Raw genomic sequence first — 25,303 nt, 5'->3', positions numbered from 1 at the left:
GAGTTCAGTCAGTTTCTATTCCGGGAGATCCGAATGACGTCGTCAGCCCCGCCGCTCGGCCGGCGCGAGCGCAACAAGCAGGAGAAGCTCGAGCGCATCACGCGGGCCGCGTCCGACCTGTTCAGCCGACACGGGGTCGACGAGGTGACGACGCAGCAGATCGCCGAGGCGGCCGACGTCGGCGCCGGCACGTTGTTCCTGTACGCCCGCACGAAGGGCGAGCTGTTGCTGCTCGCGCAGAACGCGGCGTACGCGCGCTCCCTCGACGAGGGGATCCGCGCCTCCTCGTCCGCCTCGACCGCCCTGGACGCGGTCGTCGCCGTCCTCGAGCCGATCGTGCACTGCAACCGGGCCCAGGTCGAGAACGGCCGCACCTACCTGCGCGAGATGACGTTCGGCGACGCGACCGAGCCGCACCACGCCGAGGCGCTCGCGATCGTGGCCAGGACCGAGGAGGCGGTGGCCGGGATCGTCGCGCGCCTCACCTCGGCGACGCCCTCCGACGCGGCCGCGTTCGCGCACGTCGTGTCGGCCGTGATGATGCTCGCGATGTCGTCGGCGGTCGACGAATCCGTGCCGGACGACGAGATCGTCGCGGGGGTGCGGCGCCAGCTCGAGGTGATCCTGCCGCGCTGACGGGCGCTGGCGGGTTCGTCGCCCGTGGTGCCGGCCGTCACGGGAGGGTGACGACCGCCTTGCCGCGGATGCGGACCTTCCCGAGGCCGTCGAGCGCGGTCGCCGTCTCGGCGAACGGGTGCGTCGCGCCGACGACCGGTCGGATCGCGCCCGCGTCGACGAGGGCGGCGATCTCTCGCAGCTGGACGCCGTCGGCGTGCATCCAGAGGAACTCGTACCGGACGCCGAGCTTCCTCGCCCGGGCTCGGACCCCACGGCTGAGGGCCGCGATGGCGAGGCGGACGACCGGGTTCAGTCCGGCGTCCTTCGCGAAGGCGGGGGTGGGCGGCCCCTGGATGCCGATGGCGATGCCGCCGGGGCGGAGCACCCGGAGCGACTTCGCCAGGTTCTCGGCGCCCAGGCTGTCGAGGACGAGGTCGTAGCCCGACAGCTCCTGCTCGAAGGCCTGGGTGCGGTGGTCGACCACGACGTCGGCACCGAGCTCGCGCACGAAGTCGGCATTCGACGAGGAGGCGGTGGTCGCGACGTGCGCGCCGAGGTGCTTCGCGAGCTGGATTGCGATCGAACCGACCCCACCGGCACCCGCGTGGACGAGGACCTTCTGACCGGGCTGCACGTCGCCGCGTTCGACGAGGGCCTGCCAGGCGGTGAGGGCCACGAGGGGGAGCGACGCGGCCTCGACGGTGTTGATCGAGGTCGGGGCGAGGGCGACGTCGGCCTCGTCGACGGCGATGCGCTCGGCGAAGGTGCCGATCCGGTGGTCGCGGGGGCGGGCGAAGACCTCGTCGCCGGGCTTCAGGCTGCGGACCGAGCCGCCGACCTCGATGACCGTCCCGGCGACGTCGTGGCCGAGGACGAGGGGCGTCCGGTACGGGAGGATCAGCGTGAACTCGCCCTCGCGGATCTTCGCGTCGAGGTGGTTCAGACCGGCGGCGGCGACCGCGATCAGGACGTCGTGGTCGCCGACGGTCGGCTCGGGCACGTCGACTTCGTGCAGGGGCTGCTTGTAGGCGTCGAAGGCGAAGGCTCGCATGGGGGTGCTCCTGGGGGCTGTGGCTGAGGGCTGGGGGCTGGGGGCGTGGCTATGGCTGGAGGTGACGGGTCCTACGGGTGCGGCGCGCGACGCGGCGTCCACGCAAGCCACTCCGCACTGGACCGAGCGTACTCAATTCTGAGCGCGCTCAGTAAGAAAGTCAAGGATCTTGTCGGCGTCATGTGTCGCGTAGATCGCGCAGACCGTATTGCGCGCAACGCGCAGCACATGTCATGCTCGATCGATTCCGACTGTCAAGGGAGACACCGTGAACACGAGCCAGAACGGCCCGCAGACCACCGATCTGCCCGCGGCCGCCGCGGCTGCCGCGTCCACCGCGGACGCGCGGCCCACCCCGTCGAGCGAGGTACGCGACCCCTACGCCCTGCGGGCGCAGGACGTCGCCGCCGCCCCGCGGACCTTCCTCCAACGCTTCCGCTACCTCGGCCCCGGCCTGATCCTCTCGGCCGCGGTCGTGGGCTCGGGCGAGCTCATCACAACCACGGCCCTCGGGTCGAAGGCCGGCTTCGTGCTGCTCTGGCTCGTCATCGTCAGCACGGGCGTCAAGGTCTGGGTGCAGATGGAACTCGCCCAGTGGGCGATCCTCCACGGCAAGACCGCCCTGCAGGGGTTCAGCGAGGTGGGGCCGCGCACCGGCCGGGGCGGCTGGATCAACTTCCTGTGGATCTTGATGGACTTCGCCAAGGTGCTGCAGCGCGGCGGCATCATCGGCGGTGCCGTGGCGTGCCTGTCGATCATGTTCCCGGTGGCGGGCGAACCGCTGAGCACCCCGTCCCTCTGGTTCTGGACGATCGTCGTGCTCGTCGCGGCCGTCACCCTCATGCTCTCGGGCCGCTACGGCATCGTCGAGCGCGCCTCCCTGGTCTCGGTCGTCCTCTTCACGGTCATCACCGTCGCGCTCGCCGTGGGCCTGCCCCTCACCCCGTTCGGCTACGACGGCGGAGACCTCGCGAGCGGCCTCACCTTCGCCCTGCCCGCCGGGGCCATCGGCTTCGCGATCGCCATGTTCGGCATCACCGGCGTCGGCGCCGACGAGATGACGACCTACACCTACTGGTGCCTCGAGAAGGGGTACGCGCGCTGGACCGGCCCCGACGACGGCACCGAGGAGCGAGCGCGCCGCGCCGAGGGGTGGATCAAGGTCATGCGCCTCGACGTGCTCGTCTCGTGGGTCATCTGCACCCTCTGCACGCTCTCGTTCTACGTCATCGGCGCCGCCGTGCTGAACCCGCAGGGCCTCGTGCCCGAGGGCAACCAGATGATCGTGACCCTCTCGCGCATGTACTCGGACACCCTCGGCACGGCGGGCTACTGGGTGTTCCTGGTCGGCGCCCTCTTCGTGCTCTTCTCCACGCTCGTCGCCTCGACGGCCTCCGTGCCGCGGCTGTGGTCGAACACCCTCGCGATCCTGGGCTTCTACCGGTGGGAGGACGTCGCCACGCGCCTCCGGATCATCCGCGTGCTCACCGTCGTCATGCCGACCATCTGGGCCGCGAGCTTCCTCGTGATCAAGTCGCCCGTGCTGATGGTCCAGATCGGCGGGGTCGCCGGCGGCGTGTTCCTGCTGGCGGTGGTCGTCGCCGTCTGGAAGCTGCGACGCTCGGTGCCCCGGCGGTTCCGACGGTCGGCGTTCTGGACCGTCGCCCTCACCTTCAGCAGCGTCGCCGTCACCGCCGTCGGCGTCTACTCGGTGCTCACCGTCGTCGGCGTGGAGTTCGCGTGAGCGCCGCCGACGCACCCCGGGTGCTCGTGACGACGCCGAGCTTCGGCCAGCAGTCGCCCCGCCCCTGGGAGGCGCTGGCCGCCGCCGGTCTCGAGGCCTGCCTCCCCGACGGGACGCATCCGCTCTCGGGCCCCGACCTCGCCGCCGAGCTGGTCCGCACGGGTGCCTCCGCGGTCGTCGTCGGACTCGACGCCGTGGACGCGTCGGTGTTCTCCGCCGCGCCCGCCCTGCGGGTCGTCGCCAAGCACGGGGTTGGCGTCGACAACATCGACCTCGACGCCGCCCGCGCGGCCGGGGTGGTCGTCGTGAACGCGCCCGGCAGCAACTCGGGAGCCGTCGCCGACCTCGCCCTCGGCGCGATGCTCGCGCTCGCGCGGCAACTGGTCCCGGCCCACGCCTCGATGCTCGCCGGACGGTGGGACCGCTTCGCCGGCGTCGAACTGACCGGCCGGACGCTCGGCCTCGTGGGCTTCGGACGCATCGGGCAGGCGGTCGCCCGCCGCGCCTCCGGGTTCGACATGGACGTCGTGGCCTACGACCCGTTCGTGCCGGACGAGGTGTCGGACGCCGCCGACGTCCGCCGTGCCTCCCTCGAGGAGGTCGTGACCGGCTCGGACTTCGTCAGCCTGCACCTGCCCGGGACGCCCGGCGAGCCGCCCCTGGTCGACGCCCGGCTGATCGAGGGCATGCGCCCGGGCGCCTACTTCGTCAACGCGGCCCGTGGCGGGCTCGTGGACGAGGAGGCGCTGGTCGCCGCCTTGCGCGACGGCCGCCTCGCGGGTGCCGCCCTCGACGCCTTCGCCCACGAGCCGCTCGGGGCCGACGACCCGCTCGTCACCGCACCGAACGTGCTGCTCACCCCGCACATCGGCGCCTACACCGACGTCGCCAACGCGGCGATGGGCGTCGCCGTGGCCGAGGACGTGGCCCGGGTGCTCGACGGCCTGCCCCCGCGCAACCCCGTGGCCTGACGCCGGCCGCGGGGTGCCCGGGACGATCGGCCCGCGGCGTGCACCGGCCGATCGGCTGCGGCGTGCACCGGCCGGGGTGCTCAGTCCTCGGGGTGCAGGCTCTCGTCGGCGGCGGACGTCGTCCACGAGGTGAAGTGCACGGTGAGGTCGGCGCGCGAGGGGGCGCAGCAGAAGGGGCCGGCGCTCGCCGCGGCGTCCGGGGCGAGCGGGGCGACGCGGACCAGGCGCCACGGCTCGGCGTCGACCCGGGCCCGGATGGTGAGCGCGTCTCCGGAGCGGCTCGCTCGGATCGTCACGGTGCGGCCGGTCCACTCGACCGGGGAGAGCGACCAGTCGGACTCGCCCCGCGTCACGACGGCGCCGAGGCTCTGCTCGCCGTCGCTGAGCTCGACCCCGGCCTTGACCCAGGTCTCGGGGTCGACCGAGACGAAGATCCCGGCCTGGTCGAACTGCGCCGAGAAGTCGAGCACGAACGACACCTCCATGGCGGTGCCCTGCTCCAACGGGGCGACCAGGGCGTGCTCGGTGTCGTGGACGAACCCGTACGACGTGAGGCGCCAGGCGTCGCTGCCCTCGGCCGCCGTGACGCGCATGCCGTCGTCGGCGACGTCGATGGCCGTGGGCTCGGTGGTCCAGGTGCCGGTGGTCCAGGGGATGTCGGTCATGGGGGCCTCGTGCTCGGTGGTGGTCGGGGGGAGTGGCGGCGTTGACATCGGTGGTGCCGTCGGCGGGGGCGTCAGCGCCGGCGTCAGCGCTCGTGCGTCGGGGCGTCGCCGGCCTCGAGGGCGGCGTGCTGCCTCTCGACACGGCGGGTCAGGGCCATGGCCCGCAGCCCGACCACGATCGAGGCCGACCCGCTGAGGATCATCAGCACGCCGAGGACGTCGGCATCGCCCCGGGTCATCAGCGCGCCGCACACGACCACTCCGGCGGAGAGGATGAGCTGCAGGGTCGTCCACGTCGTCGTCGTCATCCCTCGACCCTACGAGCGTTCGGCCGCGAACGGCTCGGCCGCGCGACGGAGCGACCCGAGGAGGCGCGGTGCCGGATCGAATCGCTCTGCGCCTCCTCGGCGACTTCCCGGGGTCTCGGCGGCTCAGTCGGCGTCCCGGCCGGCGTAGTCCTCGTCGGTGATGCGCTCGAGCCAGGTCGTGGTGGTGGCCGGGTCGTCGGCCGCCTCGAGGACGGCGACGTGCTCCATGAAGCTGCCCTCGGCGGCGGCGTGGAAGTGCTCCTCGCCGGGCGCGAGGTAGATCGTCTGGCCGGGGTGGACGTCGACGACCTTTTCATCGCGGGTGCCGAACCGGGCGACGCCCTGGGTGACGTACAGGAACTGGCCCCGCGCGTGGTGGTGCCAGGCGGTCCGCGCGCCGGGCGCGAAGCGGACCTTCGCGACCGTCGCGCGCTGGTCGTCGGTCTGCGGGGTGACGATGGGGTCGAGCCACACCTGACCCGGGAACTGCTCGTCGGGGTTCAGGGTCGTGGGCTGCGGGGGCAGGATCTTCACGGGTTCCTCACTTCTCGTCGGTGTCGTCGTCTGCGTCGTCGGTGAAGAGCTCCTGGGCGACGCCCATGGCGGCCATCCCGCGGGGCCAGCCCGCGTAGAGCGTCACGTGGGTGATCGCCTCGACGAGCTCGTCCTGGGTGACGCCGTTCTCGACGGCGCGGCCGAGGTGGAACCGCAGCTGCTCGGTGTTGCCGCCGGCGGTGAGCACCGCGACGGTGACGAGGCTGCGGTCGCGCGCGGACAGTTCGGGGCGGTTCCAGACGTCGGCGAAGAGGACGTCGTCGGTGAGTTCGGCGAGCTTGGGGGCGAAGTCGCCGAAGAGGGTGCGCCCTCCGCCGACCTGGACGGGCTGATCTGACATGGCTGCGCTCCTGGTGGTGGGTGTCGGGGCCGGGACGTCCGGTGCCGGACGCCGGCTCCGGGCGGCGGGGTGCCCGCCGGGCCGGGTCGCTCTCGACGCTAGGCCGGCGCGGGCGAGGCAGGGAGGCCCCGCCAGGGTCCCTCAGCCCCGACACGCCCAGTCCCGGCGGGAGCCGGGCGCCGACGTCGCACCGCCGACTGGACGTCGCACCGCGCACGTGGGCGGTGCGACGTTCAGTGGGCGGTGCGACGCGGGGCAGCGACGCGAGGGGGGTACTGCTGGTACCGGGGGCGGCGGGACCTGACGGGCACCGCGCCTCCTTGGTTGTCTTGGAGGAGCGGCGCGTCGGCGACCGCGACGCACGAGAGAGAAGAGACCACATGTCGACCTGGTTGATCACCGGCTGCTCCACGGGGTTGGGGCGAGCCTTCGCCGAGGAGGCGCTGGCCCGCGGACACGACGTCGTCGTCACTGCGCGCGACGCCTCGGCCGTGCAGGACATCGCCGACGCCCACCCCGAGCACGCCGTGGCCACCGCCCTCGACGTCACCGACCCCGACCAGGTGACCGCGGCCATCCGCCTCGCCACCGAGCGGTTCGGCGGCGTCGACGTCCTCGTCAACAACGCCGGCTACGGCTACCGCTCCGCCGTCGAGGAGGGCGACGACGCCGACGTGGCGCGCCTGTTCGACACGCACTTCCACGGCAGCGTCCGCACCGTCAAGGCCGTCCTGCCCGGCATGCGCGCCCGCCGCAGCGGCACGATCGTCAACCTGTCGTCGATCGGCGCCCGCCGCACGGGCCCCGGCTCGGGCTACTACGGCGCCGTCAAGGCCGCGATCGAGCAGATGACCATGGCCCTGCGCACCGAACTCGCCCCGCTCGGCATCACGGCGACGGTCGTCGAACCGGGCTCGTTCCGCACCGACTTCTCGGGGCGCTCGCTCACGCAGTCCGCCACGCCCATCGCCGACTACGCCGAGACCGCCGGTCGTCGCCGCATCGAGGCCGACACCTCGGACGGCACCCAGCCCGGCGACCCCGCCGCCGGTGCCCGCCTGCTCGTCGACGCGGTCGACTCGGGCGAGGCTCCGTACCTGCTGCTGCTCGGCTCGGACGCCGTCGAGATCGTCACGGGCGCACTCGACGACCTCCGCCGCGACGTCGACGCGTGGGCGGAGCGCAGTCGCGCCACCGACTTCGACGCCTGAGCCGGTCGCCTCACCTGCAGGAGGTGCGGTGTCGGTTCAGACGACCCCGCTCCTCCTGCAGGCTGTCACCTCCGGAGTGCCCGCGACCCCCCGCGGTCACCCCGGCCCGACCGGTGACGTCCCTGCCACGACGACCCGACGGCGCCTCGTCGCCCGGGCCGGCCCACGCCGGTGACGTCGGCTGCCGGCGACGAGGTGACGCGATCGGCTGACGCGTGGCTTCGAGGTCACGCTAGTCCAGTTGGTACTAGTCATCAATGGACGGACCAAAAAAGGTGCCCCCGTTCTACGGGGCCCTGGGGGCACCGATCTCGCCGTCGCGCGAGTAGTCCTCGACCCAGGCCCGCTCGCTGCGCAGCTGGTCGAGCAGGTGCCGGAACATCGCGACCGACTGGACGGGGAAGCGCGTCGCGTCGTCGTCGCTGGCGTCGAGGTAGGCCTGGGCCGTCGCCATGCGCTCGTCGAGGGACTGGAGGCGCGTGGCGAAGATCGTCGCCCGCGTCGCCTCGTCGACCAGGTCCAGCAGCGCGAACCGGACGTAGAACTCCTCGTCGTCGCCGGCGCGGGAGAGGGGGAAGTCGGTGACCCGCCCGATCAGCAGGTCGCGGCCCGCGTCGGTGAGCGAGAACACCTGGCGGTTCGGGCGACCCGTGGTCTCCACGGTGCGACGGTCGAGCGCGCCCCGGTCGTGCAGGCGCTTCAGCGTCGTGTAGACGGCGTTGTTGTTGACCACGCCGAGGCCCGGGCGCCGCACGTTCCGCTTGATGTCGTACCCGTGCTGCGGGCCGGCGAGCAGGTTGCTCAGGATGAGGATCTCGGTGACCATCCCCACATCATGGGGGGTCCCGGCCGGGTCGACGCGACCGCGGCGCGACCGGCCCCGCCGCGGCGCCACCACACGCGGGAGGCGCGGTGCCGGTCGGACCGGCACCGCGCCTCCTGGGGGCCCCGACGTCAGTCGGTCGGCGGCGTGTAGAACTGCAGGTCGTTGCCCTCGGAGTCCTTGAAGGGCAGGATGCGGCCCCACGGGTGCTCGCTGATCGTGCCCGTCACGTCGGCGCCGCGCGACTGCAGGTCGGCCAGCGCGTCCTCGAGGGTGCCGTCGGGCTGGAACGTGATGACCGCCCCGCCCTCGCTCGACGCCACGGCCTCCTCGCGACCGTTCAGGCCGATCATCAGGCCGTTGGCGTCGATCTCGGTCCAGTCGTCGCTCTCGTCCTTCACCGTGAGGCCGAGCGCGTCACGGTAGAACGCCGTCGCCCGCCCCATGTCCGTCACGGGCACCCATACCGTTGCCACTCCGCTTGCCATGTCGACTCCTTCGTCCGGCACCGGACCACCCGGTGCTGCGTCTGCCTCCTTGCTACGCCGCGCACCGTGCGAGCCGAGCCGCGAGTCAGGGCACTTTCCCACCCGGAAGCGTGTCTCACGGTGAACCGGTGCCCGAGCGGACCACCCGCAGGAGGCGCGGTGCCGGACGGTCGCGCACCGCGCCTCCTGCGGGCCGTCGCGTCGGGGGCCCTGCCAGGGCCTCCCACGATCGGCGCGGGGGCGTAGCGTCGAGGACGAGGAGCCCGTCGTCGAGCACCGCGTTCCGACCCGCCCCTCGTCCCCGTACCGAATCCACCCCCAGGAGACCCATGCGCACCGTCAACGCCTACGCGGCACCGTCCGCCACCGAGCCCCTCGTCAAGACGACCATCGAGCGCCGCGACGTCGGCCCGAAGGACGTCATGATCGACATCGCCTACGCCGGCATCTGCCACAGCGACATCCACACCGTCCGCGGCGAGTGGGGCGAGATCCAGTACCCGCAGGTCGTCGGTCACGAGATCGTCGGCACCGTCTCGGAGGTCGGCTCCGAGGTCACCAAGTACGAGGTCGGCGACCGCGTCGGCGTCGGCTGCATGGTCAACTCGTGCGGCGAGTGCGAGTACTGCAAGCGTGGCGACGAGCAGTACTGCGCCAAGGGCAACGTCGGCACCTACACGGGCGTCGACCCGGCCGACGGCAGCATCACCCAGGGCGGCTACTCGCAGGCCGTCGTCGTCACCGAGGACTTCGTGCTGCGCGTGCCCGAGTCGCTCGACTACGACAAGGTCGCACCGCTGCTCTGCGCCGGCATCACGCTGTACTCGCCGCTGCACCACTGGGGCGTCACCGAGGGCACCAAGGTCGCCATCGTCGGCATGGGCGGCCTCGGCCACATGGGCGTCAAGATCGCCGCCGCACTCGGCGCCGACGTCACCGTGCTGTCGCAGACCACCTCGAAGAAGGAGGACTCGCTGCGTTTCGGCGCCAAGGCGCACTACGCGACCAGCGACGAGCAGACCTTCACCGACCTGGCGAACTCGTTCGACCTGATCATCAACACCGTGTCGGCGAAGGTCGACATGGGCGCCTACCTCGGCCTGCTGGCCGTCGACGGCACGCTCGTCAACGTCGGCGCCCCGTCCGAGCCGCTCGAGGTGCCCGCGTTCGCGCTGATCCCGGCGCGTCGCAGCTGGGCCGGTTCGGCCATCGGCGGCATCCGCGAGACCCAGGAGATGCTCGACTTCTGCGCCGAGCACGGCATCGTGCCCGAGACCGAGCTGATCGACGCCGACCAGATCAACGAGGCCTACGACCGCGTCCTGAAGTCCGACGTGCGCTACCGCTTCGTGATCGACGCGGCGACCTTCGCCTGATCCGAGCCGTTCCGACGGACGCCCCCGCACCGAGTGTGCGGGGGCGTCCGTCGTCCCCGCGGTGGGCCGTGGGCGCACCGCACCGCACCGCGTTTCGTGCACTGCACCCCGACTAGACGCGGTGCAGTGCACGAAACGCGGTGCAGTGCGTGAGCCGAGCCGAGCCGAGCCGAGCCGAGCCGGGGCACGGGACGCGAGGGATCAGCGGCCCCGCAGGGCGCGCATCGTGGGTGCGGCGATGGCCCCGGCGACAAGGGCTGAGGGCCACGGGACGACCGTGACGGCAGCCAGGACGACGGCGGCGAGACAGGCGCCGACGACGGCGACCAGTCCGATCGTCCGCGACCGGCGCGCCACGGGACGGATGATCCGAGGAGCATCGTCGGTGGAACGCGGGCGATCGTCGGGCGACGAGCCGTCGGGGATCGTGACGCCGGCGGGCGGCCGGCCGACCCCCAGGGCGACCCCGACTGCGACCAAGAGGCCGACCACACCGAGTGCGACGAGGGACGCGATGCCCGGGTCCGGTGCCGACCAGGGATCGCTCGTGGCGAGTGAGGGCGCGACGAGCAGCGGTAGTGCACCGGCCAGGACGAGAGTCAGCCCGGCCAGGGCCCCGACCGTCGATCGGTGTCCGAGCTTGACCGAGTCGCTGGTGACGCGGGCCAAGGCCAAGAGCAACCAGGTGGCGACGGCGGGGACCGCGACGGAGGCGACCGTGACGGCCAGGGGGCGGACGGTGGTGACGTCTCCTGCAGACCACTGGTTGGCTACTTCGGCGGGAAGGCGTGGGGCCCACGAGACCACCGTGGCCACTCCGGCGACGATGGCGCCCGCGAGGGGCAACTGCACGAAGGCCCAGAGTCGACCGCGCCGGATCTCGACGTCGTCGAGGTGTCTGTTCTCGGTGAGAGCGGTCATGGTGATCCTCCGGCCTGGTCGCTGTCCTTCCGCATCTGCTGACACGCTGTCAGGACTGCGAGGAGGCTGTCAACCGTGTCTTTCGCATTTCCTCCGCGAGGAGGAGGAGCAGCGTACGTGGCTGCGCGCGTCATGACGAGGCAGCGGGGTCGAGGAGGAAGAGCCCGGCCAGACGACCGTCGGGGTGGCACGAGACGCGACCGACCATGTCGCCGGCCTCGAAGTGGAGGGGGACGTCCACGACGGTGAAGTCGCCGGAACGACGCGCCGTGGGCGTGCCGCTCGACTCGAACGCCCCGACGGAACCGAGGACGTGGCTCCACACGTCGCCGAGCTGCGTCGGGCCCATGGCTTTTTTCATCTCGTCGTCGAAGAGGGTGTGGACCTCGTCGGGGCGACCCGTGCTGAGCAGGTCGAAGACGGTCGTCGCCCGCTCGACGGAACCCGACGTGACGTCCTTCTCGAGCGGGCGTCCCGTCCTCGGGTCGATCACCTGGCCGAACCTCTGGTAAGCGGCTTGACGTGAGATGGACATGACGTCTCCTACTTCCTGCCAGGTCGCCCCGGCGTCGCGGGCATCGGTCACGAGGGCTGCGAGGACGGCCTCGAGGTCGGCTTTCATCCCCGCCGCGCGCTGCACGGCGACGAGGGTCGAGGACCGGTCGTGTCGACCGTGCACCGAAGCCGCGAGGCCCTGGACCCGGGCGAGGAGGCTCGCGAGCAGGGACGGGGTGCGGGAGGGGGTCGACATGTGTAAAGACTAGATTGACGCGTGTCATGGCGTCAAGATCGGCTTTCGTCCCGCTGGTCCATGTGTTCTCCTGGCTCACCCGCTCCCGCCCTCGCACCCGATTTCGAACGATGCACCCCGAAGCTTCCGGGTGCATCGTTCGAAACCGGGTGCAGCGCGGCACGGTTCACCTCCCGGACACCCGCCGCCCCTACGCTGACCGCGACAGCGCCTAGGGTTCCGGGGTCCCACGATCCGACTGGTCCGAGCGGCGCCACGGTCGGGCGCCATCGCCGGGCCGTCATCTGAACGGACAAAAGCCTGGAGGACCCGTTCGGCGCGCCCCGCGCCGAGCCGATGGGTCCTCGCATGTCCACCACCGCCCTCCTGCTCGTCCTCGCCGCCGCCGTCTGCCACGCCGGCTGGAACGTCGTCGCCCACGGGGTGAGCCGCCTCGGCACCCCCTTCCTCTGGTGGGGAGCCGTCGCCAGCACCGTGCTCTGGCTGCCGGTCGTCCCCTTCACGGGTGGTCTCGGGGCGAGCGTCGGCGGCCTCGCGGTCGGGGCGGGCGTCTCGGCCGTGCTGCACGTCGTCTACATGACGGTGCTGCAGCGCGGCTACGCGGTCGGCACCCTGTCGACCGTCTACGCGACGGCTCGCGGCAGCGGCCCGGCCGTCAGTGCGGGTCTCGCCGTCCTGCTGCTCGGCGAGCAGCTCTCGGCGACGGCCGTGGTGGGCATCGCCGTGGTGGTCGCGGGCGTGGTGGCGACCGGACTGATCGACCGGCGGCCGACCGGCTCTCCGGCGCCGCGCCTCCTGCACGGGCCGTCGACCGCGTCGACGCCGGCCGCCCCCGGCCCGGCGCGCCGTCGCCTCGACCCGGGCATCGCCTGGGGCCTGCTCACCGGCCTCGCCATCGCGAGCTACACGATCTGGGACGCCCACGCCCTGCGCACCTGGGGCCTCTCGCCCGTGTCGTTCATGGTCGGCGTGACGCTCGCCGAGGTCGTCTTCTACAGCGCGTCGCTCGGCCGGCGTCGGGGCGAGCTCGTCGCGGTCGCCCGCGCCCACTGGCCGCGGGTGCTGGCCTTCGGGGTGTTGTCGCCGCTGTCGTACATCCTCGTGCTGACGGCGATCCGGACGGCTCCGGTCGCCCTCGTCGCCCCGGCCCGCGAGACGAGCGTGGTGATGGTGGCCGTGTTCGGGGCGCTCGTCCTGCGCGAGGGCTCGCTCGTGAAGCGGCTCGCGGCCTCGGGCGTCGTGCTCGGGGGCATCGCCCTGCTCGCCCTCTGACGGGCGTCGCACGAGCCCAGGAGGCGCGGGTCGGGCTACAGGAACCCGGTCACCGCGACGGCGACCGCGGCCAGCAGCGCGACGGCGGCGAGCACCTTCGACGACCCCATGACGAGTCGGCGCCTCGGCCCACCGTCGTACGGTTCGTCGTCGGCGTCGCGCAGTTCGGGCGGGAGCTCGGCCTCACGGCGACGGCGCTCCTGCTCGAGGCGGGCGGCCCGTTCGACCCGGGCGACGCGCTCGGCCTCGTGCCGCCGGGCCTGCTCGGCCTCGCGGTCACGGGCGACGAGCAGCTCGAGTTCGCGGTGGGCATCGTCCGACCAGGTCGCGAGGTCGTCGCCGGGGGAGTCGGGGGTGCCGTCGTCGTGTCGCATGCGGAGGCCTTCGTCGCGGGAGCAGGGCGGGGTGGTGGTCCGAGGGTAGACCGCCGCACCTGGACCCGCCATGGCCGGGACGGCACCCCGTCCCGCCCCGCGGTCGGTTCGCCCAGGTTAGGCAGACAAGAGGTGAACTCTCGTTGAACGGACCCAAAGATAGGTTCCTATGTCGGTCGGGCGCGTGCCACCATCGTCACGTCCTGCTCCCACCCGAAAGGCCGTCATGACCCTCCGCCGTCCCCGCGCCGCGACCGCCCTCGTCGGCGCCGCCCTGCTCGCCGTCACGCTGTCCGCCTGCTCGACCCCCGCCTCCTCGGCCACCGGCTCGTCCGACGCGGCCGGTGGCTACGCGGTCGACGACAGCACCCTCGTCTTCGGCGTCGTGCCCGACTCGGTCGACACCGAGACGAACTACCAGCCGCTGATGGACTACATCGCGAGGGAGACCGGCAAGACGGTCGAGTACCACGAGTCGACGGACTACGCGGCCCTGATCGAGGCGAGCATCGCCGGCCAGGTCGACGTCGCCTCGTTCTCGGGCTTCACCTACGTCACCGCCACGAACAACGGCGCCGAGCTCACCCCGATCTCGTCGATCACCACGGCCGAGGGCCAGGAGCCCGGCTACTACTCGCAGGCCATCGTGCCGAAGGGCAGCGACATCACGTCGATCGCCGACATGAAGGGCAAGAAGATCTGCTTCGTCGACCCGTCGTCGACGTCGGGCTACCTCTTCCCGAGCTACGCGCTGCTCGAGGCCGGCATCGACCCCGAGAAGGACATCACCCCGGTCTTCGCGGGCAAGCACGACGTCAGCGTGCAGAAGGTCGGCGAGGGCACCGAGTGCGACGCCGGCTTCGCCGAGGACAGCGAGGTCGCCAAGAGCGACGCCGTCGAGATGATCGACGAGCAGATGGTGCCCGGCGCGCCCATCGTCGAGTCGGACTCGCTGCCCGACGACGTCAAGGCCCAGCTGAAGGACATCCTCTCGAACGTCACCGCCGACGACATGGTCGCCGCGGGCATCGAGGGCGCCGACAGCGAGGGCTTCCGTGCCGTGTTCTTCCAGACCACCCCGGTCGACGACGCGTACTACGACCAGATCCGCGACATCTGCGAGAAGACGAACGCGTCGCAGTGCAAGGCCTGACCCGCACGACGTAGCACATCCCCACCCCGGGAACCCGCCGGGACCCTCGCGCACGCGTGGGGGTCCCGGCGACGTCCCGGGGTCCGAGCACGACGAACCGGAGACGAACATGAACCCGCACACCGCCCCCGCCGAGACCGTCGTCCGGCTCGAGGGCATCACCAAGCGCTTCGGTGAGACCCTCGCGCTCGACGACGCCTCGGTCAGCGTCCGACGCGGCGAGGTCGTCGTGCTGCTGGGCCTCTCCGGCTCGGGCAAGTCCACCCTGCTGCGTCACGTCGACGGCCTCGAACGGCCGACCGACGGCCGCGTCACGGTGCTCGGCCGCGAGGTCACCGAGCTCACCGGGCGGGCCCTGCGGCGGCTGCGCAGCGAGGTGGGGTTCATCTTCCAGCAGTTCGAACTCGTGCCGTCGCTGACCGTGCTCGAGAACGTCCTGACCGGCTCGCTCGCCACCGTGCGCGGGCCCCGGCTCGGGCTCTGGTCGTACGGCCGGGCCGCGAAGGCCGAGGCGCTCGCCCGGCTCGAGCGCGTCGGCCTGCTCGACCGGGCCTACCAGCGCGCCGACACCCTCTCGGGCGGCCAGCAGCAGCGCGTCGCCATCGCCCGGGCCCTCATGCAGCGCCCCCAGGTGCTGCTCGCGGACGAGCCCGTCGCCTCGCTCGACCCCGAGTCGAGCGACCAGGTGATGGCGCTGATCCGCGAGATCGCGGCCGACGAGGGCCTCACCGTCATCTGCAGCCTGCACCAGGTCGACCTCGCCCTCTCGTGGGCCGACCGCATCGTCGGGCTGCGCCACGGTCGGGTCGTGCTCGACACCGGGACCGAGGGCCTGTCGAAGGCCCAGGTGATGGAGATCTACGGCCGCGTCGCCACGAGCACCGACCAGATGGCAGCCATCGAGCTCGAGCTCGCCGGGGACGCCGTCCGATGACCGCCGTCACCGAGCGCCCGCGCACGACCGGGGCGGCCCTCGCTCCCGTCACCGCGCCTCCTCGTCGCCGGGTCTCGCCCGAGCGCGTCGCGGCGGGCCTCACCCTCGTCGCCCTGCTGGTCGCGAGCCTCGTGGCCCTGCGCAGCGTCGACATCGACCCCGCGCGGATGCTGCAGAGCTGGGCCAACGCCGAGCGGTTCTTCGGCCGCGTCGGGGCGATCGAGTTCCCCCCGCTCGGCGAGCTGTTGCAGCTCACCGCCCTCACGCTCGGCCTCGTGATCTGCGGCACCCTGCTCGCCGCCGTCCTGTCGGTGCCGGTCGCCGTGCTCGCGGCCTCGAACACCACCCCCGGCCCCGCGTGGCGTGCGGCCGCCCGCTTCGTGACGGTGCTCGCCCGGGCCGTGCCCGACGTCGTGCTCGCCATGGTGTTCGTGCTGCTCTTCTCGCTCGGCACGCTGCCCGGCATCCTGGCCATCGGCCTGCACTCGGTCGGCATGATCTCGAAGCTCTTCGCCGACGCGATCGAGCAGATCGACGAGGGTCCGCGCACCGCCGTCCGTGCCGCCGGGGGCAGCCGCCTCCAGCAGTTCACCGCCGGCGTGCTGCCCCAGGTGCTGCCGTCGTGGGTGGCGACCGTGCTGCACCGCAACGACATCAACCTCCGCGGCAGCGTGATCCTCGGCTACGTCGGGGTCGTCGGCCTCGGCATGGAGATGTCGTTCGCCTTCAAGTCGCTCGACTACGGACTCGGCCTCGGATACGCCCTCGTCATCTTCGTGCTCTGCGTCGTGATGGAGATCGTCTCGAGCAGCGTCCGCGCCGCCATGCTCGGCATCGCGCCGACCGGCCGCGGTCTCGGCGACCGCGTCGTCCGACGGGCCACCAGGAGGCGCGGTGCCGGTCACCCCGCCCCGTCGCGTCCCGTGCCCGCCACCGTCGAGTCCGCGCTCCACCGACCGTGGGACCGCGCCCGTCGGCGCACCGTCGCGTGGGGGTGGCTCGCGGTCGCCGTGGTCGTCGCGAGCATCGCCGTCTGCGACATCGCCTGGTCCGACCTCGTCACCGTCTGGGCGAAGGTGCCCGCCGTCGCGACGCAGTTCTGGCCGCCGTCGTTCGGCAGCTACGAGGCGCCGACGATGGTCGCCGCCATGGGCGAGACGATCGCCATCGCGCTGGCCGCGACCGTGCTGACCCTCGTCGCCTCGATCGTGGTCGGGTCGCTCGCGGCCCGCAACGTCGCCCCGAGCCGAGGGGTGCGCAGCGGCATGCGCCTGCTGCTCGTCGGCATCCGCGGGGTGCCCGAGGTGATCCTCGCCATCGTGCTGATCGTCGTCACCGGGCTCGGCACGCAGGCCGGCACCCTCGCCCTGGCGCTCGGCGGCGTCGGGTTGCTCGGCAAGCTGCTCGCCGACTCGTTCGAGGAGGTCTCGCCCGGCCCCGAGCGCGCCCTCTCGGCCACCGGGGCGAGTCGCGTGCAGGTCTACGCCGGGGCGACCCTGCCGCAGGGCACCCGCGCCCTGATCGGGCACACCTTCTACATGCTCGACACCAACCTGCGGGCCGCGACGCTGCTCGGCATCGTCGGTGCCGGGGGTGTCGGCTACTACCTGCTCAACGCCAGCCAGGGCTCGAACTACGGGACGGTCACGGCGATCGTGCTGATGATCCTCGTCACGGTCCTGGCCGTCGAGGGGCTCGCCATCTGGATGCGGAGGGTCTTCCGATGACCGCGACACACGACACGGCCCGCGGGGCGGCCCGTCACTCCGCTGCCCCGACCGCGGCCTCGACCGCGGCAGCAGGGCACGCGGCGGCACCGCACGACGTGGTCGTCGTCGGCTCGGGCATCGTCGGCCTCGGTGCCGCCCTCGCCGCCGTCGATCGGGGGCTCTCGGTGCTGGTCGTCGACCGCTCAACGGTGATCGGCGGCTCGACCGTGCGCAACTTCGGCCACCTCTGCCTCACCCCGCAGAGCGGCGAGGCCCGCCGACATGCCCTCGCCGCCCGCGAGCTCTGGCTGCGGCTGGCCCGCGACGCCGGCTTCTGGCTGTCCCGGCGCGGCACGCTCGTCGCCGCCCGACACGTCGACGAGCTCGACCTGCTCGACGAGCTGGCCCTCGCCCGCACCGACCGCGTGCTGGGCGACCGGCCCGAGATCGAGCGGATCGACGCGGCCGAGCTGTCGTCCCTGGCCCCGGTGGCTCCCGGCGCGGTCGTCGGCGGCGCCCTGCTCCCGTACGACCTGCAGGTCGACCCGAGGGAGGCGGCCGACGCGATCCGTCGGCACCTCGAGACGCGAGGGGTGCGCTTCCTGACCCGCACCTCCGTGGGGTCGGTCACGTCGGGACGGGTCGAGACGAGCCGCGGCCCGATCGACGCCGGGACGGTCGTCGTCGCGACCAACCACGACCTCGACCAGCTGCTGCCCGACCTCGCCGACCGACACGCCCTCGAGCGCTGCGGCCTCGACATGCTGCGGGTGCGGGCCGACCTCGTCCGGCCGCTCGTCGCCCCGCTGCTGACCGGTTGGTCGCTGATCCGCTACAGCGCGTTCGCCGGCACCGGAGCGGCCGACGCGGTGCGGTCCCGACTGCACGCCGAGCGCCCGGACCTGGCCGCGATGGACCTCAACCAGATGTACACGCAGCTGCCCGACGGGTCGGTGATCGTCGGGGACAGCCACCGGAAGGGCGCCGCGATCGCGCCGTTCCAGGACGAACGGATCGCCGACGCCTTCCTCGACGAGTTCCGCGTGCTGTTCGGTGCCGAGCCGGTCGTCACCGAGCGATGGCAGGGCGTCTACGCCTCGGGCCGCGACGAGTTCGTCGTCGACGAGGTCGCCCCGGGCGTGCTCGTCACGGTCGTCTCGACCGGCATCGGCATGACCACGGGGCTCGGTCTCGCCGAGCACGTCGTCGGGGCACACCTCGACGGCGGGCGCGACCGGGCGCTCGACCCCCTCGCCCCGACCTCGACCGTCCACTCGCCTGTCACCCCGGCCGTCACCTCGCCCGTCCCCTCGCCCCTCACAGAGAGCCTCACCGCATGAGCACCACGACCGCCACCACCCCCGCCTGGTCCGGCACCCCCGCCGCCGAGGCCGCGACCCCGATCGAGCTCGTCGTGCTCGACATGGCCGGCACGACCGTCGTCGACGACGGCGTGGTCGAGCAGGCCTTCGCCCGCGTCGCCGACCGGGTCGACCTCGGCCCGACGCTGAGTCGCGACGAGGCCCTGCAGTACGTCCGCGACACGATGGGCCGCTCGAAGATCGAGGTCTTCCGGCACCTCACCGGGGGCGACGAGGCGCTCGCGCAGCGCGCGAACGACGAGTTCGAGGTGGCCTACGGCGAGCTCGTCGACGAGTCGGGAGTCGAGCCGATCGAGGGCGCGGGCGATCTCGTCGACGCCCTCCGCGCCTCCGGGGTCTCGGTCGTCCTGACCACGGGCTTCTCGCCCGTCACGCGCGACCGCCTGCTCGACGCGCTCGGCTGGACGGTCGACGCCGCCCTCTCGCCCGTCGACGCCGGCCGCGGCCGCCCCGCACCCGACCTCGTGCTGACCGCGCTGCTGCGCACCCGTGCCTCGTCGGTCGCCGCCGTCGCGGTCGTCGGCGACACCGTCAGCGACGTCCTCTCGGGGCGCTCCGCCGGTGCGGGCCTCGTCGTCGGCGTGACGACCGGCGCGCACACCCGCGAGCAGCTGCTCGCCGCGGGGGCCGACGTCGTGCTCGAGAGCGTCCGCGACCTCGTCGGGCTGTCGGCCTTCGCCGGGGTCGCGGCCGCCGGCGCGTCGACGACCGCGGTCGCGTGACCACCGCCCTGCCGCGGACGGGGGTGCCGCCGCGGACGACGGACCAGGAGGCGCGGGTCGCGTCCGTGACGGACCCCACCTCCCCGGCCGCGCTGCCCCTCGACCCGGCCCCGACCGCCATGGTCTGGCTCGAACCCGGCCGTCCGCACGAGGCCGTCGCGGTGCCCTCGGTCGTCCTCGCGCCCGGCGACGCCCTCGTCGAGGTCGAGCTGGCGACGATCTGCGGCTCGGACGTGCACACCACCCGGGGCGACCGGAGCGCGCCCGCCCCGCTCGTCCTCGGACACGAGCAGGTCGGTCGCGTGGTCGCCCTCGGGCCGGGGGCGGTCGCCGTGGACGGGACGCCGCTCGCCGTCGGGCAACGCGTCGTCTGGTCGCTGACCGTCTCGTGCGGTCGATGCGCCACCTGCCGGCGCGACCTGCCGCAGAAGTGCGAGTCGGTGCGGAAGTACGGGCACGAGCGGCTCGTCACGGGCTGGGAGCTCAGCGGCGGCTTCGCCACGCACGTGCACGTGCGGTCGGGCACGGCGATCGTCCCGGTCGAGTCCGACCTGCCCGCCGAGCTGGTGGCCCCCGTGTCGTGCGGCACGGCGACGGCCGTGGCGGCGCTCGACGCCGCCTCGGCGATCGTGCCCCTGGACGGTGCCGTGGTGCTCGTCACGGGGGCCGGGCTGATCGGCCTCACGGCGACCGCGCTGGCCACCGACGCCGGGGCCCGGGTGGTCGTCGTCGACCCCGATCCCGCCCGCCGTCGGCTCGCCGTCCGCTTCGGCGCGGTCGCGACGGTCGACCCGTCGGCTGCCCCCGACGCGGACGACGGCCTCAGCACCGCGTTCTCGGTCGCGGGTGGTGCCCCGCTCGTCGCCGTGGAGGCCTCGGGGTCGCCGCACGCCGTGGCCTCGGCGCTCGCCGCGCTGGGCGTCGGCGGCGTGGCCGTGCTGGTCGGCAGCGTCTTCCCCGCCCCGGCGGTGCCGCTCGACGCCGAGAGCGTCGTCCGACGTCTCGTGACCCTCCGCGGCGTGCACAACTACGCCCCGCGGCACCTCGTCGAGGCCGCCCGCTTCGTCGAACGGAGGCACGCGGCCTGGCCGCTCGACGCCCTCGTGGGCGAGGTCGTCGCCCTGCGCGACCTCGACGCCGGGATCGCGGCGGCCGCCGCCGGCGGGTCGGTGCGGGTGGGCGTCCGGCCGGAGTGACCGGGGGCGGTGGCGGCCTGCGGGGGCTGCCCCGCGCCTCCTGCGTCCTGCCTCCTGCGTCCGCGGACGCGGGAGGGGTGCGGGTCGGCGCCGCTCAGGGGCCGATCGCGCGGATGAAGTGGTCGCCCTCGCGGGCCCGGCCCGACGCCGAGACGGTGAAGCGGACGATGTCGCTGCGGTACCGGTCGTCCGAGGCCTCGAAGGTGCGGCCGTCGGGGCCGCGCGTGATGCGGTGCAGCCGCAGGATCGGCGTGCCGGGCTCGACCCCGAGCAGTTCGGCGTCGAGCTCGTCGGCGGCGACCGCGTCGATCTCGTGGTCGATGTCGGCGTAGCCGAAGCCCCGCGAGTCGAGGTACTCGGTAATCGACACCGTGTCGAGGTCGACGTCGAACAGCACGCGGCCGACCTCCTCGATGAAGGTCAGGCGCTCGAGCATGGTCGGGCGGCCGTCGACGAGTCGCAGCCGGACGACGTCGACCACGAGGGCGCCCGGCTCGATGCCGAGCGACCGGGCCTTGTCGTCGTCGGCGCGGCGCAGCGACACCTCCTGCGTGCGGGCGCCGGGCTCGCCGCCGACGTCGCGCACCCACTTGGTGAAGGGGATCGACACGTCGACCGGGTGGTGCGCCTTGCGTGCGACGACCCGCGCCGGGCGGCCGCGCCGGGTCTCGACCAGGCCCTCGGAGCGCAGGGCGGCGAGGGCGTTGCGGATCGGCCCGCGGGAGGTGCGCCACTGCTCGGCCAGCTCGCCCTCGCTCGGCACGTCGTCGCCGACCGCGAGGTCGCCGCTCAGGATGCGCCGCCGCAGGTCGTCGGCGATCTGCTCGTAGAGGGTCGAAGGCACGTGCGGATCTTACCGAGCGGTGCGGTCGGGCTCGTCATGGGCCCCGTCCGCGACGACGAACCCCGTTCGCGAAGACGAACCCCGTTCCATCGGGGTTCTCCTTCGCGAACGGGGTTCGTCCCGTCGTCGCGCCGAGGGGGTCACCACCAGGGCTTCCCACCGCGACCCGCCCCTGTCGTAGCGTCGAGGGCATGGACACCGAGAGCGAGATCCGCGACTTCCTGACCAGCCGACGGGCGCGGGTGCGGCCCGAGCAGGTCGAGCTGCCGGGCGGCCCCGGACGCCGCGTGCCCGGACTGCGGCGGAGCGAGGTGGCGCTGCTCGCGGGCGTCAGCGTCGAGTACTACACGCGGCTCGAACGCGGGCGCCTCGGCGGGGTGTCCGAGGTCGTGCTCGACTCGCTCGCGACCGCCCTGCTGCTCGACGACGCCGAACGCGAGCACCTGGCCGACCTCGCCCGTGCCGCGAACGAGTCGCCCGTGCGCGCCCGGCGTCGACGCCGTCCGCCCGAGACCGTCTCGCGCAGCATGCAGCTCGTGCTCGACGCCGTGACGGCCGGGCCCGCGTTCGTCCGCAACGGCCGCATGGACGTCCTCGCCGAGAACGCGCTCTTCCGTGCGCTCTACTCCGACCTCTACGCCCTCGACGAGCGGCCGGTCAACCTCGCCCGCTTCGTCTTCCTGCACCGCGAGCAAGCCGAGGCCTTCTACCCGTCGTGGTCGGTGGCCGCCGACATCAACGTCGCGATCCTGCGCACCGAGGCCGGCCGCGACCCCCACGACCGCGCCCTGCACGACCTGATCGGCGAACTGTCCACCCGCAGCGACGAGTTCCGCGTGCGCTGGGGCGCCCACGAGGTGCGCCACCACACGTCCGGCCAGAAGCGCTTCCACCACCCGGTCGTCGGTCAGCTCGACATGGTCTACGAGGCCATGGAGCCGATGGGCCGCCCGGGCCTGAACTTCCTCGTCTACAGCGCCGAGCCCGGCTCGCCGACCGAGGAGCGCCTCCGCCTCCTCGCCAGCTGGGCGGCGCCGCAGGCCGACCCGGCGGTCGTCCGCGCCGACGCCCCGGACCGACCCGACGTCGCGAGCGGACCGCGCGAGGCGGCCGGATCGTGAGCCGCCTCGCGATGTGGTGGCGCGCCTCCTGCGAGATCTCGGACCTCACGCGCGACCGAGAGCAGGAGGCGCGGGTGCTGGACGAGATGGCGGTGCGTCTCCAGCCGGGCCCCTGGGCGATCGCCGGCCTCTTCCACCGCCGCGCGCCCGGCGCGACCGACGCCGCAGAGGCCTCCGTCACCATGGAGAACCAACCACCCCCGAACGCCGAGGAGGCACGACCGTGAAGTACACCCGTCTGGGCACCACAGGGCTGAAGGTCAGCCGCATCGGCCTCGGCTGCATGAGCTACGGCGACCCCACCCGGGGCCTGCACTCGTGGACGCTCGACGAGGCGGCCTCGGCTCCGTTCTTCCGCCAGGCCGTCGAGCTCGGGGTCACCTTCTGGGACACCGCGAACGTCTACCAGCAGGGCACCGGCGAGGAGTTCGTCGGCCGCGCGATGCGCGAGTACTCCCGCCGCGAGGACGTCGTTCTGGCGACGAAGGTCGGCGGTCGCATGCACGACGGTCCGGGGGGAGCGGGGCTGTCACGCGGGGCGATCCTCGAGCAGGTCGACGCGTCGCTCACGCGACTCGGCACCGACCACGTCGACCTGTACCAGATCCACCGCTTCGACCCCGAGACCCCGGTGGAGGAGACGATGGAGGCGCTCCACGACCTGGTCCGGGCAGGCAAGGTCCGGTACACGGGCGCCTCGAGCATGTTCGCCTGGCAGTTCGCGAAGATGCAGACCGCCGCCGTGGTCAACGGTTGGACGCCGTTCTCGACCATGCAGGACCAGTACAACCTGCTGAAGCGCGAGGAGGAACGCGAGATGATCCCTCTCTGCGCCGACCTCGGCGTCGGGCTCGTGCCCTACTCGCCGCAGGGCAAGGGGCGGCTGACGCGACCGCGTGGTGCGACCACCGAGCGGTCCGCCGTCGACGAGGTCGCGAAGGCCTTCGACGCCGACGAGGACGGCCCGATCATCGACGCCGTCGAGCAGGTCGCCGCCGAGCACGGAGTGTCGATGGCCCAGGTCGCCGTGGCGTGGGTGCTGCGGAACCCCGTCGTCTCGGCCCCGATCGTCGGCGCGACGAAGCCGCACCACCTCGCCGACGCCGTCGCCGCCCTGGACGTCGAGCTGACCGACGACGACGTCCGCCGCCTCGAGGAGCCCTACCGGCCGCAGTCACCGTTCTGGTGGTGACCGGACGGCCACATCTCGATCGTGTGATCGATCGGTCACGGGATGGTCTGGTAATCGATCGGTTACGTCGCTAACCTGTAGCCGATCGGCTACAGGAGTCGGCGACCTCGGAGGGCCACATGCGAATCGACACCGTCTTCGCCGTGGGCGACCTCGTGCACGAGCGGCGAATCGCGCTCGGATGGTCGCAAGATCGCCTGGCGACGACGATGGGTGTCAGCCGTGCGTGGGTGAACAGGTTCGAGGCCGGCAAGGGGACGGCGCAGCTCCGCCTGGTGCTCGACGCGCTGCAGGCACTGGGAATCGTCCTCGAGGCCTCCGAGCGTGAGCCGGGGCAGGCCGATGGCTGACCTGCTCGCCTATCTCGACGGGACTCTCGCGGGAACCTTCGCGATGAACGCGTCCGGTCGGGTGACCTTCGCGTACGACGGCGACTACCGCTCACAGGCGACCCCGACCCCGATGTCGCTCTCCATGCGGCCGACCCGCGCCGAGTGGCCTTCCCGGGCGGCCGGTCCGTTCCTCGCGGGCCTGCTGCCCGACAGCCCCGAACGACTCGCCGAACTCGCCAGTCGGTACCGGACGAGCCAACACCCGTTCCGCCTGCTCGAGAGCGTCGGGCGCGACGCTGCCGGTGCCGTGCAGCTGCTTCCTCCCGACGAGGCGTCGAGCGATGCCGCATCGCGGACGGGAGACGTCGAGCGGCTCACCGATGACGACGTCGCCGTCCTCCTCGCCAGTGCGTCCCGTGATCCGGGAGCCTGGGGGAGGGACGACCACGGCGGTCGCTGGTCGCTGGCCGGGGCGCAGAGCAAGGTGGCGCTGTTCCGGTTCCCGGACGGCTCCTGGGGGGTTCCCCGGGATTCCACCCCGACGACGCACATCCTCAAGCCGACGGCCGCCGCTCTGCCCGACCACGACGTGAACGAGTTCGTGTCGATGGCTGCTGCCCGGGCGTTGGGACTCGAGGTGGCCGACCACGAGCTGATGAGGACGGCTGCGGGCACTCACGTCTTCGTGACCCGGCGTTTCGATCGCGTCGAGCGGGACGGAGTGTGGCACCGGCTGCACCAGGAGGACTTCTGCCAGGCCATGAGCGTCGACCCGTCACACAAGTACCAAGATCAGGGCGGGCCGTCCGTTCGGCAGATCGCCCGGGTCGTCGCCGAGAACATACCCGACCACGGCGTCCGTTCCGTCACGCAGCGAGCACTCTTCGAGGCTCTCGTGTTCACCGTGGCCTCCCAGAACACCGACGCACACGCGAAGAACTACTCGCTCACGTTGAGCGGCTCCGACGTTCGACTCGCGCCGCTCTACGACCTCGGCTCACATTCGCCCTATCCGACCCGAGGCGGTGCCCCCCTGCGCTCGGCGATGTCGATCGGCGACGAGTACGCGCTCGACTCGATCGGCGAACCGGAGTTCCGTGACGCCGCGAGGTCGTTCGCGATCCCCGCGGACGAGGCGGTGCATCGGTACCGGCGCATCGTCGGCGGCGTCGCCGAGGCCTTCGAGGTGGCCGCCGCGCAGATCGACGAGCCGTTCGCCGCCACGCTTTCCGAGTCCGTCGCGGCCAACG

General features: G+C 72.8%; 28 protein-coding genes. 17 read left to right on the top strand and 11 right to left on the bottom strand.

Annotated elements, in window-relative coordinates:
• Nucleotides 1–33 precede the first annotated feature (33 nt).
• Nucleotides 34–636, top strand: coding sequence for a TetR/AcrR family transcriptional regulator (locus ASL10_RS02425; RefSeq protein ID WP_056043996.1), 603 nt, complete (start codon nt 34–36; stop codon nt 634–636).
• 37 nt (nt 637–673) lie between these two features.
• Here ASL10_RS02425 and ASL10_RS02420 read toward each other — a convergent pair whose 3' ends face one another.
• A complete protein-coding gene (locus ASL10_RS02420; RefSeq protein ID WP_056043993.1) occupies nt 674–1,669 on the bottom strand; it encodes an NADP-dependent oxidoreductase in 996 nt (331 codons plus the stop codon).
• A gap of 268 nt (nt 1,670–1,937) precedes the next feature.
• Here ASL10_RS02420 and ASL10_RS02415 point away from each other — a divergent pair, with 268 nt between their 5' ends.
• Entirely contained in the window at nt 1,938–3,413 is a 1,476-nt protein-coding gene (locus tag ASL10_RS02415; protein WP_200922555.1) for an Nramp family divalent metal transporter, read from the top strand.
• Nucleotides 3,410–4,384 carry a phosphoglycerate dehydrogenase gene (locus ASL10_RS02410; RefSeq protein WP_200922554.1) on the top strand — a complete coding sequence of 325 codons (975 nt, stop codon included), beginning with the start codon at nt 3,410–3,412 and terminating at the stop codon, nt 4,382–4,384. Before ASL10_RS02415 ends, ASL10_RS02410 begins: the two co-directional genes overlap by 4 nt.
• An 80-nt stretch (nt 4,385–4,464) precedes the next feature.
• Here the strand turns inward: ASL10_RS02410 and ASL10_RS02405 are convergent, their stop codons facing one another.
• From ASL10_RS02405 to ASL10_RS02390, 4 genes are all read right to left on the bottom strand, one after another.
• Nucleotides 4,465–5,049, bottom strand: a complete 585-nt coding sequence (locus ASL10_RS02405) for a DUF1349 domain-containing protein (RefSeq protein WP_056043990.1) — start codon at nt 5,047–5,049, stop codon at nt 4,465–4,467.
• Nucleotides 5,050–5,132: 83 nt separating this feature from the next.
• Nucleotides 5,133–5,357 (bottom strand): hypothetical protein, encoded by a 225-nt coding sequence (locus ASL10_RS02400; protein ID WP_056043988.1) that lies wholly within the window; start codon nt 5,355–5,357, stop codon nt 5,133–5,135.
• 123 nt (nt 5,358–5,480) lie between these two features.
• Nucleotides 5,481–5,891 carry a cupin domain-containing protein gene (locus tag ASL10_RS02395; protein WP_056043984.1) on the bottom strand — a complete coding sequence of 137 codons (411 nt, stop codon included), beginning with the start codon at nt 5,889–5,891 and terminating at the stop codon, nt 5,481–5,483.
• 7 nt (nt 5,892–5,898) lie between these two features.
• Nucleotides 5,899–6,252 (bottom strand): carboxymuconolactone decarboxylase family protein, encoded by a 354-nt coding sequence (locus ASL10_RS02390; RefSeq protein ID WP_056043982.1) that lies wholly within the window; start codon nt 6,250–6,252, stop codon nt 5,899–5,901.
• Nucleotides 6,253–6,632: 380 nt separating this feature from the next.
• On the opposite strand from ASL10_RS02390, the gene ASL10_RS02385 reads away from it, so the two are divergent.
• Nucleotides 6,633–7,463: an oxidoreductase gene (locus ASL10_RS02385; RefSeq protein ID WP_056043979.1), complete on the top strand. Its 831-nt coding sequence runs from the start codon at nt 6,633–6,635 to the stop codon at nt 7,461–7,463.
• Nucleotides 7,464–7,749: 286 nt separating this feature from the next.
• On the opposite strand, the gene ASL10_RS02380 is transcribed toward ASL10_RS02385, so the two are convergent.
• Both ASL10_RS02380 and ASL10_RS02375 read right to left on the bottom strand, forming a co-directional pair.
• A complete protein-coding gene (locus ASL10_RS02380) occupies nt 7,750–8,289 on the bottom strand; it encodes a PadR family transcriptional regulator (protein ID WP_056043976.1) in 540 nt (179 codons plus the stop codon).
• Nucleotides 8,290–8,417: 128 nt separating this feature from the next.
• Nucleotides 8,418–8,774 carry a VOC family protein gene (locus ASL10_RS02375; protein ID WP_056043971.1) on the bottom strand — a complete coding sequence of 119 codons (357 nt, stop codon included), beginning with the start codon at nt 8,772–8,774 and terminating at the stop codon, nt 8,418–8,420.
• Nucleotides 8,775–9,103: 329 nt separating this feature from the next.
• On the opposite strand from ASL10_RS02375, the gene ASL10_RS02370 reads away from it, so the two are divergent.
• A complete protein-coding gene (locus ASL10_RS02370) occupies nt 9,104–10,150 on the top strand; it encodes an NAD(P)-dependent alcohol dehydrogenase (RefSeq protein WP_056043968.1) in 1,047 nt (348 codons plus the stop codon).
• 201 nt (nt 10,151–10,351) lie between these two features.
• On the opposite strand, the gene ASL10_RS02365 is transcribed toward ASL10_RS02370, so the two are convergent.
• Both ASL10_RS02365 and ASL10_RS02360 read right to left on the bottom strand, forming a co-directional pair.
• Nucleotides 10,352–11,071 (bottom strand): hypothetical protein, encoded by a 720-nt coding sequence (locus tag ASL10_RS02365; RefSeq protein ID WP_056043966.1) that lies wholly within the window; start codon nt 11,069–11,071, stop codon nt 10,352–10,354.
• Nucleotides 11,072–11,201: 130 nt separating this feature from the next.
• Entirely contained in the window at nt 11,202–11,822 is a 621-nt protein-coding gene (locus tag ASL10_RS02360) for a DUF3887 domain-containing protein (protein WP_056043963.1), read from the bottom strand.
• 348 nt (nt 11,823–12,170) lie between these two features.
• On the opposite strand from ASL10_RS02360, the gene ASL10_RS02355 reads away from it, so the two are divergent.
• The gene (locus ASL10_RS02355; RefSeq protein WP_056043961.1) at nt 12,171–13,094 is read left to right on the top strand and encodes an EamA family transporter; all 924 of its coding nucleotides are present in this window, start codon (nt 12,171–12,173) and stop codon (nt 13,092–13,094) included.
• Between the two features lie 35 nt (nt 13,095–13,129).
• On the opposite strand, the gene ASL10_RS02350 is transcribed toward ASL10_RS02355, so the two are convergent.
• On the bottom strand, nt 13,130–13,468 hold the full coding sequence (locus ASL10_RS02350) for a hypothetical protein (RefSeq protein ID WP_056043958.1): 339 nt from the start codon (nt 13,466–13,468) through the stop codon (nt 13,130–13,132).
• A 226-nt stretch (nt 13,469–13,694) separates the two neighbouring features.
• Between ASL10_RS02350 and ASL10_RS02345 the strand changes: the two genes are divergently transcribed.
• The 6 genes from ASL10_RS02345 (at nt 13,695) to ASL10_RS02320 (ending at nt 20,564) form a co-directional block, all read left to right on the top strand.
• Nucleotides 13,695–14,621, top strand: a complete 927-nt coding sequence (locus tag ASL10_RS02345; protein WP_056043955.1) for a phosphate/phosphite/phosphonate ABC transporter substrate-binding protein — start codon at nt 13,695–13,697, stop codon at nt 14,619–14,621.
• Nucleotides 14,622–14,730: 109 nt separating this feature from the next.
• The gene (gene phnC / locus ASL10_RS02340) at nt 14,731–15,555 is read left to right on the top strand and encodes a phosphonate ABC transporter ATP-binding protein (RefSeq protein WP_056043952.1); all 825 of its coding nucleotides are present in this window, start codon (nt 14,731–14,733) and stop codon (nt 15,553–15,555) included.
• Nucleotides 15,552–17,282, top strand: coding sequence for a phosphonate ABC transporter, permease protein PhnE (gene phnE, locus ASL10_RS02335; protein WP_056043949.1), 1,731 nt, complete (start codon nt 15,552–15,554; stop codon nt 17,280–17,282). Before phnC ends, phnE begins: the two co-directional genes overlap by 4 nt.
• Nucleotides 17,279–18,604 carry a TIGR03364 family FAD-dependent oxidoreductase gene (locus ASL10_RS02330; RefSeq protein ID WP_082460082.1) on the top strand — a complete coding sequence of 442 codons (1,326 nt, stop codon included), beginning with the start codon at nt 17,279–17,281 and terminating at the stop codon, nt 18,602–18,604. The genes phnE and ASL10_RS02330 overlap by 4 nt, the downstream gene beginning before the upstream one ends.
• The gene (locus tag ASL10_RS02325) at nt 18,601–19,368 is read left to right on the top strand and encodes a phosphonatase-like hydrolase (protein WP_056043944.1); all 768 of its coding nucleotides are present in this window, start codon (nt 18,601–18,603) and stop codon (nt 19,366–19,368) included. The genes ASL10_RS02330 and ASL10_RS02325 overlap by 4 nt, the downstream gene beginning before the upstream one ends.
• A gap of 65 nt (nt 19,369–19,433) precedes the next feature.
• Nucleotides 19,434–20,564: an alcohol dehydrogenase catalytic domain-containing protein gene (locus ASL10_RS02320; RefSeq protein ID WP_056044557.1), complete on the top strand. Its 1,131-nt coding sequence runs from the start codon at nt 19,434–19,436 to the stop codon at nt 20,562–20,564.
• Nucleotides 20,565–20,658: 94 nt separating this feature from the next.
• On the opposite strand, the gene ASL10_RS02315 is transcribed toward ASL10_RS02320, so the two are convergent.
• On the bottom strand, nt 20,659–21,408 hold the full coding sequence (locus tag ASL10_RS02315; protein WP_043594651.1) for a GntR family transcriptional regulator: 750 nt from the start codon (nt 21,406–21,408) through the stop codon (nt 20,659–20,661).
• Between the two features lie 191 nt (nt 21,409–21,599).
• On the opposite strand from ASL10_RS02315, the gene ASL10_RS02310 reads away from it, so the two are divergent.
• From ASL10_RS02310 to ASL10_RS16175, 5 genes are all read left to right on the top strand, one after another.
• The gene (locus ASL10_RS02310) at nt 21,600–22,529 is read left to right on the top strand and encodes a helix-turn-helix transcriptional regulator (protein ID WP_082460081.1); all 930 of its coding nucleotides are present in this window, start codon (nt 21,600–21,602) and stop codon (nt 22,527–22,529) included.
• A complete protein-coding gene (locus tag ASL10_RS02305; RefSeq protein ID WP_056043941.1) occupies nt 22,526–22,756 on the top strand; it encodes a hypothetical protein in 231 nt (76 codons plus the stop codon). Before ASL10_RS02310 ends, ASL10_RS02305 begins: the two co-directional genes overlap by 4 nt.
• Complete coding sequence (locus tag ASL10_RS02300) at nt 22,753–23,721, top strand: aldo/keto reductase (RefSeq protein WP_056043938.1); 969 nt, start codon at nt 22,753–22,755, stop codon at nt 23,719–23,721. Before ASL10_RS02305 ends, ASL10_RS02300 begins: the two co-directional genes overlap by 4 nt.
• Nucleotides 23,722–23,840: 119 nt before the next feature.
• The gene (locus ASL10_RS02295) at nt 23,841–24,071 is read left to right on the top strand and encodes a helix-turn-helix domain-containing protein (RefSeq protein ID WP_056043935.1); all 231 of its coding nucleotides are present in this window, start codon (nt 23,841–23,843) and stop codon (nt 24,069–24,071) included.
• On the top strand, nt 24,064–25,303 hold a 1,240-nt coding region (locus ASL10_RS16175; protein WP_056043933.1), incomplete at its 3' end, for a HipA domain-containing protein. The genes ASL10_RS02295 and ASL10_RS16175, both read left to right, overlap by 8 nt.

Source organism: Frigoribacterium sp. Leaf8, assembly GCF_001421165.1.
In the GTDB taxonomy this organism is placed as follows: Bacteria; Actinomycetota; Actinomycetes; order Actinomycetales; family Microbacteriaceae; genus Frigoribacterium.
This window is presented reverse-complemented; position numbering and strand designations above follow the sequence as displayed.

Coding starts and splice junctions, on each gene's coding strand:
- ASL10_RS02295 (WP_056043935.1), top strand. CDS start 23,841: ATGCGAATCGACACCGTCTTCGCCGTGGGCGACCTCGTGCACGAGCGG.
- ASL10_RS02350 (WP_056043958.1), bottom strand. CDS start 13,468: ATGCGACACGACGACGGCACCCCCGACTCCCCCGGCGACGACCTCGCG.
- ASL10_RS02405 (WP_056043990.1), bottom strand. CDS start 5,049: ATGACCGACATCCCCTGGACCACCGGCACCTGGACCACCGAGCCCACG.
- ASL10_RS02345 (WP_056043955.1), top strand. CDS start 13,695: ATGACCCTCCGCCGTCCCCGCGCCGCGACCGCCCTCGTCGGCGCCGCC.
- ASL10_RS02425 (WP_056043996.1), top strand. CDS start 34: ATGACGTCGTCAGCCCCGCCGCTCGGCCGGCGCGAGCGCAACAAGCAG.
- ASL10_RS02325 (WP_056043944.1), top strand. CDS start 18,601: ATGAGCACCACGACCGCCACCACCCCCGCCTGGTCCGGCACCCCCGCC.
- ASL10_RS02380 (WP_056043976.1), bottom strand. CDS start 8,289: ATGGTCACCGAGATCCTCATCCTGAGCAACCTGCTCGCCGGCCCGCAG.
- ASL10_RS02375 (WP_056043971.1), bottom strand. CDS start 8,774: ATGGCAAGCGGAGTGGCAACGGTATGGGTGCCCGTGACGGACATGGGG.
- ASL10_RS02390 (WP_056043982.1), bottom strand. CDS start 6,252: ATGTCAGATCAGCCCGTCCAGGTCGGCGGAGGGCGCACCCTCTTCGGC.
- ASL10_RS02370 (WP_056043968.1), top strand. CDS start 9,104: ATGCGCACCGTCAACGCCTACGCGGCACCGTCCGCCACCGAGCCCCTC.
- phnE (WP_056043949.1), top strand. CDS start 15,552: ATGACCGCCGTCACCGAGCGCCCGCGCACGACCGGGGCGGCCCTCGCT.
- ASL10_RS02365 (WP_056043966.1), bottom strand. CDS start 11,071: ATGACCGCTCTCACCGAGAACAGACACCTCGACGACGTCGAGATCCGG.
- ASL10_RS02360 (WP_056043963.1), bottom strand. CDS start 11,822: ATGTCGACCCCCTCCCGCACCCCGTCCCTGCTCGCGAGCCTCCTCGCC.
- ASL10_RS02400 (WP_056043988.1), bottom strand. CDS start 5,357: ATGACGACGACGACGTGGACGACCCTGCAGCTCATCCTCTCCGCCGGA.
- ASL10_RS02355 (WP_056043961.1), top strand. CDS start 12,171: ATGTCCACCACCGCCCTCCTGCTCGTCCTCGCCGCCGCCGTCTGCCAC.
- ASL10_RS02420 (WP_056043993.1), bottom strand. CDS start 1,669: ATGCGAGCCTTCGCCTTCGACGCCTACAAGCAGCCCCTGCACGAAGTC.
- ASL10_RS02385 (WP_056043979.1), top strand. CDS start 6,633: ATGTCGACCTGGTTGATCACCGGCTGCTCCACGGGGTTGGGGCGAGCC.
- ASL10_RS02330 (WP_082460082.1), top strand. CDS start 17,279: ATGACCGCGACACACGACACGGCCCGCGGGGCGGCCCGTCACTCCGCT.
- ASL10_RS02310 (WP_082460081.1), top strand. CDS start 21,600: ATGGACACCGAGAGCGAGATCCGCGACTTCCTGACCAGCCGACGGGCG.
- phnC (WP_056043952.1), top strand. CDS start 14,731: ATGAACCCGCACACCGCCCCCGCCGAGACCGTCGTCCGGCTCGAGGGC.